Origin of the sequence: Parafrankia sp. Ea1.12, assembly GCF_900465275.1 — a bacterium.
GTDB lineage: Bacteria > Actinomycetota > Actinomycetes > Frankiales > Frankiaceae > Parafrankia > Parafrankia soli.
Window position 1 is genome coordinate 28,461 of sequence record NZ_UBIZ01000298.1, and the last position, 17,660, is coordinate 46,120.

Sequence of the window (17,660 nt, forward strand, 5' to 3'; positions counted from 1 at the left end):
TCGTGTGCGGGTTGTCAAGGGGGTCATGGTCTGACCGGTTCCTTCGTGGCCGGCGCGAGAACGGCCGCCCCGGCGGTGGCACCGTCAGCGAGGCCGGCGCCGAAGCCGGCCTCGCCGGGTTGGTCGTCGGTGTCGTCCATCGGCCCGAATGGCTCCGCGGACTCGCCGGCCAGCAGCGCCGGGAGGAGGGTCGCCCGCCGCCGGCCACCCGCGTCGCGGACCGCGGCCCGCAGCGCCGGGCCGTTCACCGACACGACCGACAGGTGGCTGCGTGCCCGCGTCATCGCCGTGTAGATCAGCGGCCGGGTAAGCATCCGGCCGGCCTCCGGTGGGAAGACGCCGACCACGGCGGCCCACTCGCTGCCCTGGGCGCGGTGCACCGTGACGGCCCACCCGTGGCGCAGGTCCACGACGCCGTGCGAGGGGACGTCGAGCTCGCCGCCGGGGAAGGCGACCCGCAGGCCGCCCCGTTCGCCGAGCGCGACGACCACGCCGATCTCACCGTTGGCGAACCCCAGGTCAAGGTGGTTCGCGGTGGCCACCACCCGGTCGCCGACGTCGAAGCCGGAGACCTCGCCGCGGCCCGGGTTGAGCGCGTTCTTCAACGCCGCGTTGAGCGCGCCGGTGCCGGCCGGCCCGCCGTGCACGGGCGTCACCACCTGCACGTCCTCGGTGGGTATGCCCAGGGCCCGCGGAATCGAGTCGGTGACGAGCTGGACGACGCGGTGCGCGGCCTCGCCGGAGGAGCGCGCCGCCACGACGACGACCTCACGGCCCGAACCGGGTGGCGGCAGCTCACCGCGGCGGACCGCCGCGGCCATCGTGGCGATCGCGCCGCCGTCGGCCTGCCGGTAGAGCCGGGTCAGCTCGGTGACCGGCGCGACCTCCGCCTCCAGCAGGTCGGCCAGGACCTGACCCGGTCCGATGCTGGGGAGCTGCGCAGGGTCGCCGACGAGGAGCAGGTGGGTGCCGTCGGCGCAGGCGTCCAGCAGGGCGGCGGCGAGTTCGGCGTCCAGCATGGACGTCTCGTCGACGACGACCAGGTCGGCCTCGATGGGGTTGTGCTCGTCGCGGGCGAACCCGCCGCCGCGGCCCTGCGCGCCGAGCAGCCGGTGCAGGGTGCTGGCCGGCGCGCCACACAGCTCCTCGAGCCGTTTCGCCGCCCGGCCGGTCGGCGCGGCGAGCGCCACCTCGACGCCGGCGGCCTCGGCGAGCCGGACGACCGCGGCGACGGTGCGGCTCTTGCCCGTGCCGGGACCACCCGTCAGCACGCTCACGCCGACCTCGAGCGCGGTGCGGGCGGCTTGGAGCTGGACCTCGTCCAGCCCGGCCACGGCGCGGTCGGCCGCCGCGCCCGGTTCGGCGCCGCCGGGGACCGTGCCCGCGCCGCCGCCAGCCGCATCGGACCCAGCCGCGTCGTAGGCGGAGCCGGCCGCGTCGTTGCCGGGCGGCTCGTCGTCCGGTGCGTGGTCGTCCGGTACGTCGTCGTCGAACATCGACGTCGGCGCCGGCGGTTCGGGTGGCGTGGCGACTGCCGGCCGCTCCTCGCCCAGTCCGCTGCCGGCGCGCCGCCGGGCCCGCCGCCCACCGGCCTCGGGCCGGAACGGTTCGGCGGTCGCGAGCAGGCGCTCCACCCCGTCCGAGATCGCCTGCTCGGCCATCGCGTACCGCTCGAGGGCGAGACGGTCGTCGACCTGGATCACCCGGCCGGAGTCGAGCGCGGCGGACAGCGCGTCGAGGGGTTCGGTGACCCCCTCGCGGACCGCGGCCCGGGTCACCTCGGCGACCGGGGCGGCGGTGTCGCCGGCGCGGCTCGCCGCGCGACCGAGCAGGTGGATGAGGACCGCCGGCCCGCGGCGGGGGTCCGCCCTGTCCAGCCCGAGGTGGCGGGCGAAGCGATCGGCGTCGCCGAGTTCGGCCTCGCCTCCCTCGAGCAGCGACCAGGGGTCCGCGCGCAGCGCCTTGGCCACCGTGGGGCCGAGTGCGTCGGCCAGGCCGCGGGCAAGCCGCGCCGGCAGGCGCGCCGCGACCAGCATCTCCACCGCGGCGTAGGTGGGTTCCGCCGCGCGGAACGTGTCGAGCAGGCGGCGAGCCCGCGGCCCGGAGACACCCGGCACCGAGGAAAGGCGGTGCAGGTCGACGTGTTCGCGGTGTTCGATGCCGGCCTCCTCCAGCCGGCCCGCCGTCGTCCGGCCCAGGCCCGGCCACAGGCCGGCGCCGCAGAAGGCCTTGAAGACTACGGCGTCGTCCGGGGTTGGTCCCAGGCCGGACGACGGCGGGCCGGCGGCGCGGTCCTCGACCGCGGCGGCGGTCCGAAACGGGGAGTCGGCGGCGTCTTCGGGCATGGCGGAAGCGTAACGACGCCGGCCGCCGCCCCTAGCCCGCCCGCTCGGTAGCGTGGTGGGGCGGGTGGTCCGTGGGTAGTCCGATCGCGCATTTCGGTGCCAGCCGCCGAACGATCGAATCCAGGCGTTCGGCCAGGTCAGCGGGCCTGGCCCGGCCGGGTCGACCGGGCCGCGCGCGCCCCGGCACCCCACTTGCGGGCTGGCTGGTGTCGCCTGGTGGTACGCACCCGCAGGCCGGCCTGCCGCCACACCACGAAGGGAAGGTCCGAAGTTGACCACCGTCCTGCTGGTCCGGCACGGCCTCACCGCGGTCACCGGCAAGATCCTGCTCGGCTGGACCCCGGGCGTCGGGCTCGACGAGCGGGGCCGCCTGCAGGCCGAGGCGCTGGCCGGGCGGCTCGCCGGCATCCCGCTCGCCGCGATCGTGTCCAGCCCGCTCGACCGCTGCCAGCAGACGGCCGCGGAGATCGCCCGGCGCCGCCCGGAGGGCCCGTCCGCGCCCGCCGGGGTGCAGAAGATCGACACCGACGAGCGGATAGGGGAGTGCCACTACGGCGACTGGACGGGGCAGGAACTCACGACCCTGGCGAAGGAACCGCTGTGGAAGGTGGTGCAGGCCCAGCCGAGCGCGGTGACGTTCCCCGGCGGGGAGGCGCTGCGTGACACCCAGTCCCGCGGCGTCACGGCGGTGCGCGAGTGGAACGAGCGCCTCGGCCCGGACGCGACCTGGCTGCTGTGCTCGCACGGCGACGTGATCCGGACCGTCCTCGCCGACGCCCTCGGCATGCACCTGGACATGTACCACCGGATCACCGTCGACCCGTGCTCGCTCACGGTCGTCCGCTACGGCGACCACCGGCCGTTCGTGCGCCGCGTCAACGATGTCGGCGGAGCCGTCGCCGACCTGCTGCCCGTACCGCCGTCGCCGGCGGGCGACGGGAAGCGTCCCCGCGAGGACGAGGTCGTGGGAGGTGGCGCCGGCGCCGAGCCGCCCGTGGACGGTGCCCGGCCGGGCACGGTCTCCGAGGCGGCCGTGCCCGGATCGGGCGGGGCCACATCCCCGGTCGCGCCGCCGACGTCCAAACTGGAACCGTGAGCCTCTCCGCGGCCGGTGCCGACCCTGGGCGGCGTGCGCCGCTGGACCCGCTCGACAGCGGCGGGCTGGGCGTGAGCGAGGCGTTGGCGCTCCTGCGCACCGGCGAGCTGGAGATCACCGGGCGGCTGGTCGACGCCAGCAACGCCACGCTGCTGTGCGAGATCCGGGCCGACGAGCTCTGTGGGCGGTGCGTGTACAAGCCGGTGCGCGGCGAACGCGCCCTGTGGGACTTCCCGGACGGGACGCTGGCGGCCCGTGAGCTGGCCGCCTACGAGGTCGCCGAGGCGATGGACCCGGGCATCGTCCCACCGACCGTCGTGCGGGACGGCCCGTTCGGCGCGGGGATGGTCCAGCTCTGGATCGACGTCGACACGACCGTCGACCTCGTCGCGCTGACCCGGTCGGACGACCCGCAGCTGCGGCGTATCGCGCTGTTCGACGCCGTCATCAACAACGCCGACCGGAAGGGTGGCCACCTGCTCCCGGCGCCGTCCGGGCGGGTGCACGGCATTGACCACGGCGTGACGTTCCACACGGACGACAAGCTGCGCACGCTGCTGTGGACCTGGCGGGGCCAGCGGCTGGACGCGGCGGAGACCATGCTCCTGCAGGGCGTGCGCGACGCGCTGGGCGCGGATCTGGGGGAGCGGCTCGAGCCGCTGCTCACCACGACCGAGCTACGGGCACTGGGAGCCCGGGTCGACCGGCTCCTGGCCGAGGGCCGTTTCCCGTTGCCCTCCGGGGACTGGCCGGCCATTCCCTGGCCGCCGTTCTGAGCCGGCGGACGCGGCCCGACGGGGCCGCCGGCCGCGACACGCCCGGGCGGGGGTTGTGCCCTGCTCGTCGCCGGCCTGCCCGGCTTGTCCCGCGGCCGGCCCGGCCCCGGTTACCCTGACACGCATGCAGGCGTGGCCCTTTCCTCAGCTCCCCAAGCTTCCCGGACAGGGTCGCAACCTCCGCGTTCTCGACACGGCGCACGGCGGAGTGCGGACTCTGGACCTCGGGCCGACGGTCCGGCTCTACGCCTGCGGGATCACCCCGTACGACGCCACCCACCTCGGGCACGCCTTCACGTACCTCACCTACGACCTCGTCCAGCGCGTGCTGCGGGACGCCGGCCACGAGGTGCGGTACGTGCAGAACGTCACCGACGTCGACGATCCGCTGCTCGAGCGGGCCACCCGTGACGGCATCGACTGGCGCGACCTCGCCCGCCGCGAGATCGACCTGTTTCGGGCCGACATGACGGCGCTGCGCATCCTGCCTCCCGACCACTACGTCGGCGTCGTCGAGGCCGTCGGGCTCATCGTCGACATGGTCTCCCAGCTCGTCGAGCGCGGCGCCGCGTACTCCGTCGACGGCGATCTCTACTTCTCCGTCGCCGCGGCGCCGGACTTCGGCCAGGTGGCCCACCTCGACCCCGCGCAGATGCTGGTGTCCTGCGCCGAGCACGGCGGTGATCCCGGCCGGCCGGGCAAGAAGGACCCGCTCGACCCGCTGCTGTGGCGCGCGGAGCGGCCGGGGGAGCCGTCCTGGCCGTCGCCGTTCGGCCCGGGGCGGCCGGGCTGGCACGTGGAGTGCTCCGCGATCGCCCGGCACTATCTCGGCGCCACGATCGACATCCAGGGCGGCGGGAGCGATCTCGCCTTCCCGCACCACGAGTGCAGCGCCGCGCACGCCGAGGTCGCGAACGGCGCCCGGCCGTTCGCCCGCGCCTACGTCCACACCGCGCTGGTCAGCCTGGACGGCCACAAGATGTCGAAGTCGCGGGGGAACCTCGAGTTCGTCTCGAGGCTGCTCGCGCGCGGAGCGGACCCGGCCGCGATCAGGCTTGCCCTGTTGCAGCATCATCACACCGTGGAGTGGGAGTGGACCGCGGCCGCCATGCCGGCGGCAGTCGAGCGGCTCGACCGGTGGCGCGCCGCCGTCGTGCTGCCGTCCGGCCCCGACTTCCGGCCGGTGCTGGCCGAGGTCCGGGACCGGCTCGCCGACGACCTCGACGCGCCTGGAGCGCTCGCCGCGGTCGACGCGTGGGCGGCGGCCGCACTGGCCGCTGGCAGCGGCAGCGGCGAGGCGGACGATCAGGCGCCGGCCACCGTCCGCGACACCGTCGACGCACTGCTCGGTGTCGACCTTGGGCCTGTCCTACCGAGAGGAACCTAGCCGATGGGGGCGCACCACCGCCGGGAGTCCCCCGGCGCCGCCATGGACCGGCCGACCTTTGATGAGGCACCGCAGGGATACGACCCCCGGCAGGTCGACGAGTACCTCGGGGTCCTGTGGCGGTACGCGAGCGAGGTGACCTCCCGGGCGGCCGCGGCCGAGGCGGCGCTGCGCCACGAGCGCGACCGTCGGGAGGCCGAGGCCCGCCTCGCAGAGGGCCTGCCCGCCCAGGCCGGTGGGCGCATCGGGCTGATGCTCGAGATCGCGCAGCGCGAGGCCGAGGACATCATCGCGGGCGCCCGCCACCTCGCCGAGTCGGCGCTGGAGGAGGCGGTCGCGCAGGCGGGGGCGAACCATCCGATCGTCCGGGAGGCCCGGGAACAGGCCGAGAAGCTGATCCTCGACGCGGTTGAGGAGAGCCGGCGGCTCGCGCTGACCCGGCACGAGGACCTCGAGGCCGAGATCGTGCGCGGGACGCACTCGCTCGAGGCACTGCGGCGCCAGCAGGGCGAGATCATCGGCGCCGTTCTGCGGTTGCGCCGGCTGCTCGGCGGGGACGAGATCGACCGGGCGGTGACCGACCTCGCCCGCGCGGGCGTGTCACCCGATGGCGTCGCCGCCGACAGCGGCCTGGACGGCCGGCGCGGCGGCCGGGCCGACGCCGGTGCTCCGGCGGGCCCGAACCTGGCCGGAGCGCCGTCGGTGGATTCGTCGGCGGCCCCGTTCACGCCGGGCCGGCCGGCGGCGGGTCCGGGCCACCCGGCCGCGCCGGAACAGCCGGGTCCACCAGGGCAGCCCGGCTCGCAGCCGCAGCCGGGCGGGGCGGCGTCGAGCCTGCACTTCCCGGCTTCAGACCACGCCGGTCACACCGGGGGCGTCGACAGCACGGGTGACCCCTTGCGTGGTCCGGGCGGCACGGGCCACGCCGGCACCGGTCAGGCCGGTGGCGTGGGGCCGGGCGGCAGCGCCTACGCCGCGGCCGGGTACGCGGCGGGGCACGCCGCGGCGAGCCCCGCCGGCACCGGTCACCTCGGCACTGGTCACACCAGCGCTGGGCACGCCGGTACCGGACACACGGGCACGAGCCACCTCGGCGCCGGGTCCGTGGGCGCCGGGCACGTGGGGGCCGGGCATGTGGGAGCGAGCCGCGCCGGGGCGACGAGCTCCGGGGGGAGCACCGGTGGAACATGGGCCGCCTCGTCCCGGCTTACCGCCGAGACGGGCCCGGCGGCGCCCTCGGCCGCCGCAACCGTGGGCTCCGCGACCGTGGGTGCGCGGCGCGGCCCGGGGCGCCATCGCCAGCAGCAGCGGGACGTCCCCGAAGCCGAGCCCTACCCGACCGACCTGGCCGGCGGCTTCGTCCCCGGCGGGCCGGCCGCCGGGGGAGCCGGAACCGGCCCGGTACGCATGCCCGCCGCGGGCTACCGCCCCGCCGCCGAGGAGGACATCCTCGACGCGGAGATCGTCGAGGAGTAGACCTCGCGCGCGGGCGCGGTCACTCCCCCCGGCGGCGCAGGTAGCGCTCGAACTCCCGGGCGATGGCGTCGCCGCTGGCCTCGGGCAGCGCCGTCTCCGGTTCGCGCGACTCCAGCGAGCGGACGTACTCGGCGACCTCGGTGTCCCCGGCGGCGAGCTCGTCGACCTGCCGCTCCCACGCCTTGGCCTTGTCCGGCAGCTCGCCGAGCGGGATCTCCATGTCGAGAAGATCCTCGACCCGGCGGAGCAGCGCGAGGGTGGCCTTCGGGCACGGCGGGTTGGCGACGTAGTGCGGCACGGCGGCCCAGAACGACACCGAGGCCAGCTCCGCCCGCGAGCAGGCGTCCGCGAACACGCCCACGATGCCCGTCGGCCCCTCGTAGCGGGAGGCCTCGAGGCCCAGCCGCGCGGCGGTGGCCGGATCCCCGGCGGTACCGCTGATCGGGACGGGGCGGGTGTGCGGCGAATCCGCCAGCAGCGCCCCGAGCGTGATGACCATGTCGCTACCGAGTGCGTGGACGGCCTCGATGAGCTCGTCGGTGAATCCCCGCCAGCGCATGTTCGGTTCCAGGCCCCGTACGAGCACCAGGTCGGATTCGGACTTCGCCGGCCGCGCCACCGAGAGCCGCGTGGTCGGCCAGGCGATCTTGCGTGACGCGCCGTCCGCACCGCTGACCGTCGGCCGGTTGACCTGGAAGTCGTAGTAGTCGTCCGGGTCGATCGCGCCGATGACGCGAGCACCGAAGACGTTCTCCAGGTGTTCGACGGCCGCCGACGACGCGTCGGCGGCGTCGTTCCACCCCTCGAAGGCGGCCACGACCACCGGCGACCGCAGCTGGCCGACGCCGGAGAACTCGATCACCTACCACCTCCTGCCGCCCCGCGGCGGCCCCCTGCCCCCGTGACAGTGCAACCGTACGTCCTCCCGATCCGGGAGAACGCCCGCTGTCCAGTCTGCCGCGTGATCGCAACCTCCGCCTCAAGGGCATCGACGCCCCCCGTCCGTGACCGGTAGGCGGGCGGGGATCGATCCATCGTGTCCATCCCGTCGCAGAGGTTATGTCGGGCGGGACCTGTCAGGTCGATATCGGGTATGTGCCGCGTTCCACCGACGGCGGAACCGGGGTGCCCGCGCCCGTTGCGACCACCACCGCCGGAGGTCGCCGCGTCCGGCCCGGACCCCGGCCGCCGGCCCGCCCCGGCGCCCGCGGAGGGCCTTCCGTCCCACCCCGGTACCCTTTCAGGGTGCGTCCCCAGCTGCTCCCTGCCCCGGCCGAGCGGGCCCCCGCGGCCGTTGGCGCCGTGGGCGCGGTGTGGCCGTCCGCGGGCCGCTCCCCGATTGGTTCCCCGGAGGACGACACACTGTGAGCGACCTGCCGGCGGCGGTCCTGTTCGACATGGACGGGCTGCTCGTCGACACCGAACCGCTGTGGACGATCGCGGAGAACGAGGCCGCGGCGCGCCTGGGCGGGCGGTTCACGCCCGAGATGAAGCTTGCCATGATCGGCCACGGTATCGACACCGCCGTCCCGATCATGGTTTCGATGCTGGGGCGCCCCGTCTCGGACGAGCCCGCGACCACCGAGTTCCTGCTGCGCCGCTCCGCGGAACTGTTCCGGGAACCGGGTGCGGTCGTCGCGCAGCCCGGGGCGCTGGAGCTGTTGGGCGCCGTCACGGCGGCCGGGGTGTCGACCGCCCTGGTCTCCTCGTCCTACCGTGCGCTGGTCGACGCGGTGGTCGCCGTGCTGGGCGCGCACCACTTCACCGTGACGGTGGCCGGCGACGAGGTCGCCCGGCGCAAGCCGTTCCCGGATCCCTACCTCGCCGCGATCCGCCTGCTCGGCGCCGATCCCGCCGCCTGCGTGGTCCTGGAGGACAGCCTCACCGGGGCCGCGGCGGGCATCGCGGCCGGCTGTGCGACGGTCCTCGTCCCGTCGATGCCGATCGCGGCGGCCGATTTGCCCGGCCAGGTCGCGGCTCGGGTCGACAGCCTGCACGCGGTCGACCTGGCCACGCTCGCCGGGCTCGCCCACCGTCCGGACCCGGCCCGCGCCGACTCCGGCTGAGACCGGGCCGACCCCGGCTGAGGTCCGGCCCGCGTCCGGCGGCGGGCTCGCGGGTCAGGTCGTGGCGATCGCCCGCAGGATGTCCATCCTGGCGGCTCGACGCGCCGGGAAGACCGCGGCGAGCACGCCCATGATGGCGCCGGCGATCATCACGGCGATGATCGTTCCGACGGGATAGGCGAAGGTCGTCACCCCCTGGCTCTTCAGTGCCCCGGTCAGCGCCCAGCCGAAGAAGCTGCCGACCAGCACACCGAGCACCGCACCGAAGACCGAGATGATCATCGACTCGACGATGACCATCATCCGCATCTGTTGCCGGGTCATGCCGATAGCCCGGAGCATCCCGATCTCCCGGGTGCGTTCGATCACCGAGAGTGCGAGGGTGTTCACGATGCCGAACAGGGCGATCACCACCGCCAGGGCCAGCAGGACGTACACGAACCCGAGCAGCTGGTCGACCTGTTCCTCCTGCTGGGCCACGAACTCCGACTGGTCGCGGACCTCGACGCTGCCGAACGGCTTGATCACCTTGTCGATCTCGGCCCGGACCGCGGCCGGGTCGGCGCCGTCGGCCAGCTTGAGCATCACGAACAGGTCGAGGTTGTTGTTCGAGTGCTTCTCGAACTCGCTGGTCGCGATCATCGCGGGACCGGCGATCGCGCTCTTCTCGTAGGTGCCCACCAGGGTCAGCTCGGTCGGGCCGTCCGCGAACGTGACCGGGACGGGCGCGCCGACCCGCAGCCCCCGCTCGGCCGCCGTCACCTCGTCGACCAGGAGGGAACCCGCGCCGAGCGCGTTGACGTCGCCGTCCACCTGCTTGATGGAGAGGACCTGCAGCAGGCCAACCGGATCGCCCGCGAGGACCGACGAGTTCGTGTCGCCGATCTTGACCACCCCGCCCCGGATGCCGGTGGCGACCGCCACGCCTGGCTTGCCCTGGAGCCCCGCGGCCACCTGTGGGCTGAAGGGGGCCAAGTTGGATGTGGCGATGTAGAAGTCGGCACCCAGGCTCTCCGACACCGTCTCGCGTACCGACTCCTTGATGGACTGGCCGAGCACGGCGAACGCGCTCACCAGGGCCAGGCCGATCATCAGCGCCGACGCGGTGGAGGCGGTGCGCCGCGGGTTGCGGATGGCGTTCTCCTGGCCGAGCCGGCCGGTCGTCCCGAACATCGCGCGCAGCGGAATCCCCACGACCTGGGTGATCGGCGGGGCCAGCAGCGGCGAGAGGGTGGCGATGCCGAGGAAGACGAACGCCGCGCCGGCGCCGACCATGCTCGTGTTCGGATTCTCCCCGCGGGCCAGGCCCGCCACCAGGCAGATCACTCCCAGCACGGTCAGCGCGCCGCCGCCGAGCGCCCGGGTGCGCAGCGACCTGGTGGGCAGCACGTACGTCTCGCGCATCGCCGCCACCGGCGGCACCGACGCCGCCTTGCGGGCCGGCACGAACGCCGCGAGACCGGTGATGACCAGGCCGACGCCGTAGGCGAGCAGGAAGGTCCGAGGCTGGAAGACCAGCGGGCCGGACGGCAGCGAGATCCCGAACGCGCCGACGGCCGCCCGCAGCCCCATCGCCAGCAGGGCGCCCAGAGCGAGACCGACCGTGGCGCCGATGAAGCCGACGATCAGGGCCTCGATCTGGACCGAGAGCTGCACCTGGGCCCGGCTCGCGCCGATCGCGCGCAGCAGCGCCAGCTCACGGACGCGTTGCGCGACCAGCATCGTGAACGTGTTGAAGATGATGAAAGCGCCGACGAACACCGCGATGCCGGCGAAGACCAGCAGGAAGGTCGAGAACCCGCTGACGGCGTCCTGGATCGCGCTCGCGCTCTCCTCTGCGAGCTGGGTGCCGGTGATCGCCTCGACCCTGGTGGGGAGCACCGCGGCGACCCTGTCCCGCAGCTGCTCCTGCGAGACGCCGTTGGCGGCGGCGAGGCTGATCGAGGTGAACTGGTCGGGCGCGAGCAGCAGCCGCTGCGCCGTCGCCGTGTCGAACGTGGTGACGGCGGCGCCGCCGAGGCTGTCCTGCCCGCCGATGCGGAAGGTGCCGACGAGGGTGAACTCCTCGGGCTGGAGGCGGGTCTGCACCGAGATCCGCTGGCCGAGCGTGAGGTGGTGTTTGTCCGCGGTCGACTTGTCGACCGCGATCTCCTGGCCGTTCGGTGGCCGACCGTCGGCGATCTCCTCCGACCCCGTCGCGGTGCCACCGGTCCAGTTCGTTCCGATGCCCGGTGCGCCGCCGCTGTTGAGCGGGTCGCCCGACGCGGGGTCGATCAGGACCGCCTGGCCCCGGACCATCCCGGTCGCCGCGGTGACTCCGTCCACCTTGGCGACGGTGGGGACCAGGGCGGCGGGCACCGGCAGCCGGTCGGCCTGGTCACCCGTGCCGACCGCGTTGACGGCCCGCACGGAGACGCTGACGTTCTTGTTGATGTCGGTGAACAGGGTGTCGAACGTCCGGTTCAGCGTGTCGGTGAGGACCAGGGTGCCGGTGACGAAGCTGACACCCACGACGACCGCGAGCGCGGACAGGACAAGCCGTACCTTGCGGGCCAGCAGGCTCCGCAGTGTGGCGCGCAGCATCCGTCAGGCCCACCCGGTCGGATTCGCCCGGCCCGCGCCCCGGCCGGTGCCCCGCTCGTAGCCCCGGGTGCCACCGTGCCCGGACGCGTCGTAGGGCGAGCGGTCGTGGTCGTCCGGAGCCCGGTACCCGCCTCCGTGGCCGGGAGTGCCCGTGTGCCGCCCGGCGGAGCCGTACCGGTCATGGCCGAACGGGCCGGTGTCCGCCGGATCCGTGTACCGGCCGCGGGCGTCGATCTGGCTGGCGTCAAACCGGCCGGTATCGGACTGGCTGGACTCGAAGTGACTGGCGTAGCCGCCGGTGCGGGGGTCGCCCCGGTGCGGCCCGGGGCTCGGGTACTCCCCGGTGTGCGGCCCGCCGCCCGGGTAGCCCCCCGCGCCGTAGCCCGTGGACTGGCGCTCGTCCGCCGGCCCGGAGTAGTCCTCGTTGTGGTATCCGGCCGGTGGGTAGTGGTCGGCCGGGTAGCCGCCGGTGGCGTAGCCGCGGTCGTCGTACTCGGGGCCGCGCGGCTCGGGCGGCTCCGGCGGCAGGTCGTCGTAGTCCGCTTCGGGCTCCGGTACGGCCTCGCCGCGCACGAGCGCGTCCAGGTTCTTCATCCGGTCCAGGACGGCGTCCGGTGTGGGCTCGGCCATCGCGTCGACCAGCCGGCCGTCGGCGAGGAAGATCACCTCGTCGGAGTACGAGGCGGCCGTCGGATCGTGGGTGACCATCACGATGGTCTGGCCCAGCTCGCGGACCGAGTCGCGCAGGAACGACAGCACCTCCGCGCCCGACCGCGAGTCGAGGTTCCCGGTCGGCTCGTCGGCGAAGACGATCTCCGGGCGGGTGACCAGGGCCCGGGCACAGGCGACCCGCTGCTGCTGGCCGCCGGACAACTCGGGCGGGCGGTGGTTCAGCCGGGGCGCGAGGCCCACGGCGTCGACGACCATCCGCATCCACTTCTGGTCGGGCTTGCGGCCGGCGATGTCCAGCGGCAGCGTGATGTTCTCGGCCGCGGTGAGCGTCGGCAGCAGGTTGAACTGCTGGAAGATGAAGCCGATCCGGTCCCGGCGGAGCTGGGTGAGCTGCCGGTCGTTGAGCCGGGACAGGTCGACGTCGCCGATGAAGACCCGCCCCGTGGTCGCGGGGTCCAGCCCGGCGAGGCAGTGCATCAGGGTCGACTTGCCTGAGCCGGAGGGGCCCATGATCGCGGTGAACCGGCCGTAGGGGAAGGTCAGGTCGATGCCCCGCAGCGCGGTGACGGCGGTGTCACCCGAGCCGTAGACCTTGGTGAGTCTGGAGGCCCGCGCGGCGGACCCCCGGCCGCGCCGTGGACCGCCGCGGGCACCGTCGCGGTCCGATGCGGTGCGTCGGGCCATGCGTTCCTCCAACTGTCGCGAACTACCTCACCGATCGGCGGCCGGCTCCCGCGGAGCGCCGGGATCCAGGCCCCGAAGGGACAACGCCGGAGAGGTGATCCGCATCCTCCCGCCGCCCACGTCCGCCGCCGACGGTAACCGCCCCCGACACCACCCGGGACGCCGGATCTTCCCCACCGGTGACCGCCCGGGCACGCCGATGCCGGGCCCGCCCGCGGGGCCGCCGTCCGAAGGTGCCCTCGGGTACCCGAACGGGTACCCCCACGTCTGGTGCGCCACGTTGCCGGTGGCCAGGTCGGGACCCATGCGCCGCGATTCGATGGACGGTCGGGCGGCTCAGCCGTCCGCCTCGCAGACGGTGGGGGCGGCGTCGTCGACGGGCAGCTCCGCGCGGTTCTCCGGCAGCGGGGGAGGGGTGCCGCCGAATGCCGGGCACCTCGACTTGTGATCGCACCAGTCACACAGCCGGCCCGGCGTGGCCCGCCAGTCGCCCGTCCGGTGCGCCCGGGCGATGGCCGCCCACAGCGCCTCGATCCGGCGCTCGGTGGCGCGCAGCTCCGACTCCTCCGGCGTGGCACGCAGCCAGGTTCGGTCACTCAGGTAATACAGCCGGAGCTCGCGCGGGATGACGCCACGCGAACGCCACAGCACGAGCGCGTAGAACCGCATCTGGAACATGGCCGCGCCCTCGAACGCCGGGCCGGGGGAGCGGCCCGTCTTGTAGTCGATGACGCGCAGCGCGGTGCCCTGGGGGGTCTCGGCCGAGTCGAGGCGGTCCACGTAGCCGCGCAGCCGCAGCCCGGAGGCCAGGACGTGCTCGACGTAGAGCTCCCGGGCGGCCGGGGCCAGCCTGGTCGGGTCCTCGAGGGTGAAGTAGCCGGCGAGAAGGTCACGCGCGCTGTCCAGCCAGGAGCGCAGGGCGCCGTCGTCGTCGAACAGGCCACCGAGCGCCGGGTCGCGGGCGAGCAGGTCGGCCCAGACCGGCTCGACGAGCTCGGTCGCGGCCGGCTGGGTCCGGCCCGGGGCGGGCAGGTCGAACAGCCGCTCGAGCACGCCGTGCACCACCGTGCCCCGCGTCGCCGCCTCGCTCGGCGCTTCCGGCAGCCGGTCGACCACGCGGAAGCGGTAGCGCAGCGGGCAGTTGACGAAGTCGGCGGCCCGGGAGGGGGATAACGACGCCGTTATCGGCGGCGCCTGTGGCGCCGCGGCCTGTGGCGTCGGCGGCGAGGCCGGGGCCGCCGCGGGGTCGCGGCCCTCATGCCAGCCGGGCCCGACCTGGACCGGCCCGGTCGGGCAACCTTCGGCGGCCGAGCCCGGGGCCTGGGCAGGCGTTGTGGTCATGGCGTCGACCCTAGAACCCGCCACCGACACGATCGGCGCCCGCCTCGGGGCACCCACGGTGTCCCGATGTGCCTCCCCCGCCGAGGGTCCGGGCTCCGCCCCGGGCGGATTTCCGCAGACCTGACCCCGGCCGTCGGCTCCGAGAACAATCATGGCGGCTGAGTGATCTCATAGACGCGCTCAGTCGCCACACATCGTCTCGGCCGGCCTGGCGGAGGCTGGCCTGGTTTCCGGATCCGGGTTTTCGGGGGTTCGACCTCTGGAATCGGGCCCCTGAGGCCCGGGGGGCGGGGCCCGTTCCTGAGGTGGAGTCCTACAAGCCTGATCCCAGCCGGTGACCCCCAGCGCAACCGTGGCGGCGTGACGGGCCTCGAGCCGCGGGCGCCCTGGCCGCCTCCTCGGGCCGTGGGCCCTGGCCGCGTCCTGGGGCCGTGGCCGGGCCTCCGTGGCCCCCGAACAAGCCCGCTGCCGGCCAGATGACAGCGCAATCCGTAGCGGGAGCGCTATCCGCGGCGGACACCACGGAGGATGGTCCGTAGCATCTACACCTATGGAGGATCAGCCCGGCGCGGCGCGACACGGCGTCCCCGGCGGAGTGGAGCCGCCGGAGCGGCGGCCGGCGCCGCGTCCGCCGGGTATGCGGGTCGGGCACGTCCGCGGCGCCCCGATCTTCGTCTCGCCGCTGGCCGTCGTCTTCGCGGCGTTGGTCGCGTCCCTGCTCATCGACCCGATCCGGGACCATCTGACGATCGCCGCGACCGACGGGCATGTGCTCGTACTGTCCCTGCTCGTCTCGGCGGGGTTCCTCCTGTCGCTGCTCGCGCACGAGATCGGGCACGCGCTGACCGCGCAGCGGTTCGGGCTGCACGTCCGGTCGGTGACCCTGCACGGCTTCGCCGGTTTCACCGAGTTCGAGCCCGAGCCGGCCACCGCCGCCCGCGAGTTCCTGATCGCCTTCGTCGGGCCCGCCGTCAACGGCGTGATCGGGGGGCTGTGCTTCCTGGGCCTGCTGGCCGTGCCGGATCACGGCAGCGTCGGGGCAGTGCTCTTCTTCATCGGCTTCACCAACGCCGCGCTGTTCGTGTTCAACCTGGCGCCGGGTCTGCCTCTCGACGGCGGGCGGGTCGTCGTCGCGGCGGTGTGGGCCATCGGGCACGACAAGCTGCGCGGGCTGCGGGCCGGCGCCTACGGCGGCTTCGTCGTGGCCGGTGCGCTGGTGGTCTGGGGCGCGACGAAGAACTCCGATGGTTTCGGCGCGCTCTACTCCTACGTCCTGGCCGGGTTCGTCGCCTTCGGCGCCTACCAGTCGCTGCGGTCGGCCAAGGTCCGCGAGCGGCTGCCCGGGCTGTCGGCGGGCCGACTCGCCCGCCGTACGCTGCCGGTGGAGGCTGCGGTCCCGCTCGGTGAGGCGCTGCGCCGGGCCCAGGAGGTGGGCGCCACGGCCGTCGCGGTGATCGACCGGGACGGCACCCCTGTCAAGATCATGAACGGCGCCTCCGTCGACGCCCTGCCGGAGCACCGCCGGCCGTGGATGGCGGTGGACGAGGTCAGCCGGAGCATCGGCCCGGGGATGACCCTGCAGGCCGAGCTCGAGGGCGAGGACCTGCTGGCGGCCGTCCAGCGGGCCCCGGCCGCGGAGTACCTCGTGGTCCAGCGCGGCCGGCCGGTCGGCGTGCTGGCCATGGTCGATCTCGTGGCCAGGATCGATCCGGCGGCCGCGGCCCGTATGGTCTCCCATCGGTGACGTTCGTTCGCCGCTGACGGCCGCCGGGCCCGGCCCGGCCCTGACGCACCCGGCACGCGTCACCCGCACGCCCCCGTGCGACCAGCTTCCAGCGGACAGGGCGCGCGCCGGCCGTGGACGGCCTCGGGGCGCGCGCCGAGAGGACGACGAGATCAGTACTGACCCGACCACGCCGGACGCGGTCGCGTCCCGCCCGCCCCTGCCGGACCTCGCGGAGCTTCCGCCCCTGCCGGACCCCGCGGACCCCGAGGCGCCGGAGATGCCCGAGGCGCCGGAGGTGTCCGAGGTGTCCGAGGTGCCGCGGCCGACCGGCGCGGCGCGGCGCCGCGGGACGTTCACCAAGGGCGACCGCGTCCAGCTGACCGACCCCAAGGGCCGACGGCACACGGTCGTCCTCGAGCCGGGCCGGCAGTTCCACACCCACCGGGGGGCGATTCCGCACGACGACCTGCTCGGCCGGCCCGAAGGCGTCGTCGTGAGCAGCACCGGGGGCACCGACTACCTGGCACTGCGGCCGCTGCTGGCCGACTTCGTGCTGTCGATGCCGCGCGGCGCGACCGTCGTCTACCCGAAGGACGCGGCGCAGATCGTCATGTACGCCGACGTCTTCCCCGGCGCGCAGGTGCTGGAGGCCGGTGCCGGTTCCGGCGCGCTGTCCTGCGCCCTGCTGCGGGCCGTGGGCGACGGCGGCCGTCTGGTCTCCTACGAGCGGCGTCCCGACTTCGCGGAGGTCGCCCGGCGCAACATCGAGACCTTTTTCGGCGGACCACATCCGGCTCATACACTGCATGTCGGTGATCTGGCCGAGTCGGCCGAGCGGGGCATGGACCGGGTGATCCTCGACATGCTCGCCCCGTGGGACGTGCTGCCCGCGGCCGCGGCGGCGCTCGTCCCCGGCGGCGTGCTGTGCGCGTACGTCGCGACGACCACCCAGCTCTCCCGGACGGTCGAGGCGCTGCGCGAGTTCGGCTGCTTCGCGGAGCCCGCGGCGTGGGAGACGATGATGCGCGACTGGCACGTCGAGGGCCTCGCCGTGCGCCCCGGTCACCGCATGGTCGGGCACACCGGTTTCCTGGTGACAGCGCGCCGGCTGGCGGACGGCGTCACTGCTCCACCGAGGCGGCGGCGCCCGGCCAAGGGCTCCTATCCGGAGCCGGCGACCGCTCCGGAGCCGGCATCCGCCGACCGCCCGGCCGAGCAGGGTCAGCCGGCGGGAGCGGGCAGCTTGCCGGGCCTGTACGGCCAGCCCGATCGCCAGGTCATCGCGGAGCCTCAGACCGAGCCGGAGCCTCGAGTCGACGCCGGCTCCGACGGCTGACGCGATGCCGGGCGCGGCCGGGCGATCCGCGGGGGCGCCCGCTCAGGCGAGCCCGCCGGCGGCTCCCCGGCCGTGCCGGGTGGCCGCCACCGCTGTGGGGCGGGCCCGCCCCACCCGGGGCAGGACGGCGCCCGCGCGGCGGGCCCGGGCGCCGGACCCCACGGGTGGGGCA

Annotated in this window: 12 protein-coding genes; 7 read left to right on the forward strand and 5 right to left on the reverse strand. The window is 74.7% G+C overall.

Going from position 1 to position 17,660, the window contains the following annotated elements:
- Window positions 1-23 precede the first annotated feature (23 nt).
- On the reverse strand, window positions 24-2,345 hold the full coding sequence (locus FMEAI12_RS15555) for an AAA family ATPase (RefSeq protein ID WP_112106568.1): 2,322 nt from the start codon (window positions 2,343-2,345) through the stop codon (window positions 24-26).
- 271 nt (window positions 2,346-2,616) lie between these two features.
- Here FMEAI12_RS15555 and FMEAI12_RS15560 point away from each other — a divergent pair, with 271 nt between their 5' ends.
- The 4 genes from FMEAI12_RS15560 (at window position 2,617) to FMEAI12_RS39485 (ending at window position 7,080) form a co-directional block, all read left to right on the forward strand.
- Complete coding sequence (locus tag FMEAI12_RS15560) at window positions 2,617-3,441, forward strand: histidine phosphatase family protein (protein ID WP_112106569.1); 825 nt, start codon at window positions 2,617-2,619, stop codon at window positions 3,439-3,441.
- Window positions 3,438-4,217 carry an SCO1664 family protein gene (locus FMEAI12_RS15565; protein ID WP_112106570.1) on the forward strand — a complete coding sequence of 260 codons (780 nt, stop codon included), beginning with the start codon at window positions 3,438-3,440 and terminating at the stop codon, window positions 4,215-4,217. Before FMEAI12_RS15560 ends, FMEAI12_RS15565 begins: the two co-directional genes overlap by 4 nt.
- Before the next feature lie 124 nt (window positions 4,218-4,341).
- Window positions 4,342-5,604: a cysteine--1-D-myo-inosityl 2-amino-2-deoxy-alpha-D-glucopyranoside ligase gene (gene mshC / locus FMEAI12_RS15570; RefSeq protein WP_200835303.1), complete on the forward strand. Its 1,263-nt coding sequence runs from the start codon at window positions 4,342-4,344 to the stop codon at window positions 5,602-5,604.
- A 3-nt stretch (window positions 5,605-5,607) separates the two neighbouring features.
- The gene (locus FMEAI12_RS39485) at window positions 5,608-7,080 is read left to right on the forward strand and encodes a DivIVA domain-containing protein (protein WP_112106572.1); all 1,473 of its coding nucleotides are present in this window, start codon (window positions 5,608-5,610) and stop codon (window positions 7,078-7,080) included.
- 19 nt (window positions 7,081-7,099) lie between these two features.
- Here the strand turns inward: FMEAI12_RS39485 and FMEAI12_RS15580 are convergent, their stop codons facing one another.
- A complete protein-coding gene (locus FMEAI12_RS15580; RefSeq protein ID WP_020462373.1) occupies window positions 7,100-7,942 on the reverse strand; it encodes a PAC2 family protein in 843 nt (280 codons plus the stop codon).
- A gap of 502 nt (window positions 7,943-8,444) precedes the next feature.
- On the opposite strand from FMEAI12_RS15580, the gene FMEAI12_RS15585 reads away from it, so the two are divergent.
- Window positions 8,445-9,146 carry an HAD family phosphatase gene (locus FMEAI12_RS15585; protein WP_112106573.1) on the forward strand — a complete coding sequence of 234 codons (702 nt, stop codon included), beginning with the start codon at window positions 8,445-8,447 and terminating at the stop codon, window positions 9,144-9,146.
- A gap of 54 nt (window positions 9,147-9,200) precedes the next feature.
- Here FMEAI12_RS15585 and FMEAI12_RS15590 read toward each other — a convergent pair whose 3' ends face one another.
- From FMEAI12_RS15590 to FMEAI12_RS15600, 3 genes are all read right to left on the reverse strand, one after another.
- Window positions 9,201-11,729 (reverse strand): ABC transporter permease, encoded by a 2,529-nt coding sequence (locus tag FMEAI12_RS15590; RefSeq protein WP_112106574.1) that lies wholly within the window; start codon window positions 11,727-11,729, stop codon window positions 9,201-9,203.
- Window positions 11,730-11,732: 3 nt separating this feature from the next.
- A complete protein-coding gene (locus FMEAI12_RS15595; RefSeq protein WP_112106575.1) occupies window positions 11,733-13,085 on the reverse strand; it encodes an ABC transporter ATP-binding protein in 1,353 nt (450 codons plus the stop codon).
- A gap of 336 nt (window positions 13,086-13,421) precedes the next feature.
- Entirely contained in the window at window positions 13,422-14,426 is a 1,005-nt protein-coding gene (locus FMEAI12_RS15600; protein WP_112106576.1) for a PD-(D/E)XK nuclease family protein, read from the reverse strand.
- 550 nt (window positions 14,427-14,976) lie between these two features.
- Here FMEAI12_RS15600 and FMEAI12_RS15605 point away from each other — a divergent pair.
- Window positions 14,977-16,170 carry a site-2 protease family protein gene (locus FMEAI12_RS15605; protein WP_112106577.1) on the forward strand — a complete coding sequence of 398 codons (1,194 nt, stop codon included), beginning with the start codon at window positions 14,977-14,979 and terminating at the stop codon, window positions 16,168-16,170.
- Window positions 16,171-16,429: 259 nt separating this feature from the next.
- Entirely contained in the window at window positions 16,430-17,488 is a 1,059-nt protein-coding gene (locus FMEAI12_RS15615; protein ID WP_112106579.1) for a tRNA (adenine-N1)-methyltransferase, read from the forward strand.
- Window positions 17,489-17,660: the final 172 nt, after the last annotated feature.

Coding starts and splice junctions, on each gene's coding strand:
- FMEAI12_RS15555 (WP_112106568.1), bottom strand. CDS start 2,345: ATGCCCGAAGACGCCGCCGACTCCCCGTTTCGGACCGCCGCCGCGGTC.
- mshC (WP_200835303.1), top strand. CDS start 4,342: ATGCAGGCGTGGCCCTTTCCTCAGCTCCCCAAGCTTCCCGGACAGGGT.
- FMEAI12_RS39485 (WP_112106572.1), top strand. CDS start 5,608: ATGGGGGCGCACCACCGCCGGGAGTCCCCCGGCGCCGCCATGGACCGG.
- FMEAI12_RS15590 (WP_112106574.1), bottom strand. CDS start 11,729: ATGCTGCGCGCCACACTGCGGAGCCTGCTGGCCCGCAAGGTACGGCTT.
- FMEAI12_RS15595 (WP_112106575.1), bottom strand. CDS start 13,085: ATGGCCCGACGCACCGCATCGGACCGCGACGGTGCCCGCGGCGGTCCA.
- FMEAI12_RS15600 (WP_112106576.1), bottom strand. CDS start 14,426: ATGACCACAACGCCTGCCCAGGCCCCGGGCTCGGCCGCCGAAGGTTGC.
- FMEAI12_RS15605 (WP_112106577.1), top strand. CDS start 14,977: ATGGAGGATCAGCCCGGCGCGGCGCGACACGGCGTCCCCGGCGGAGTG.
- FMEAI12_RS15615 (WP_112106579.1), top strand. CDS start 16,430: ATGCCCGAGGCGCCGGAGGTGTCCGAGGTGTCCGAGGTGCCGCGGCCG.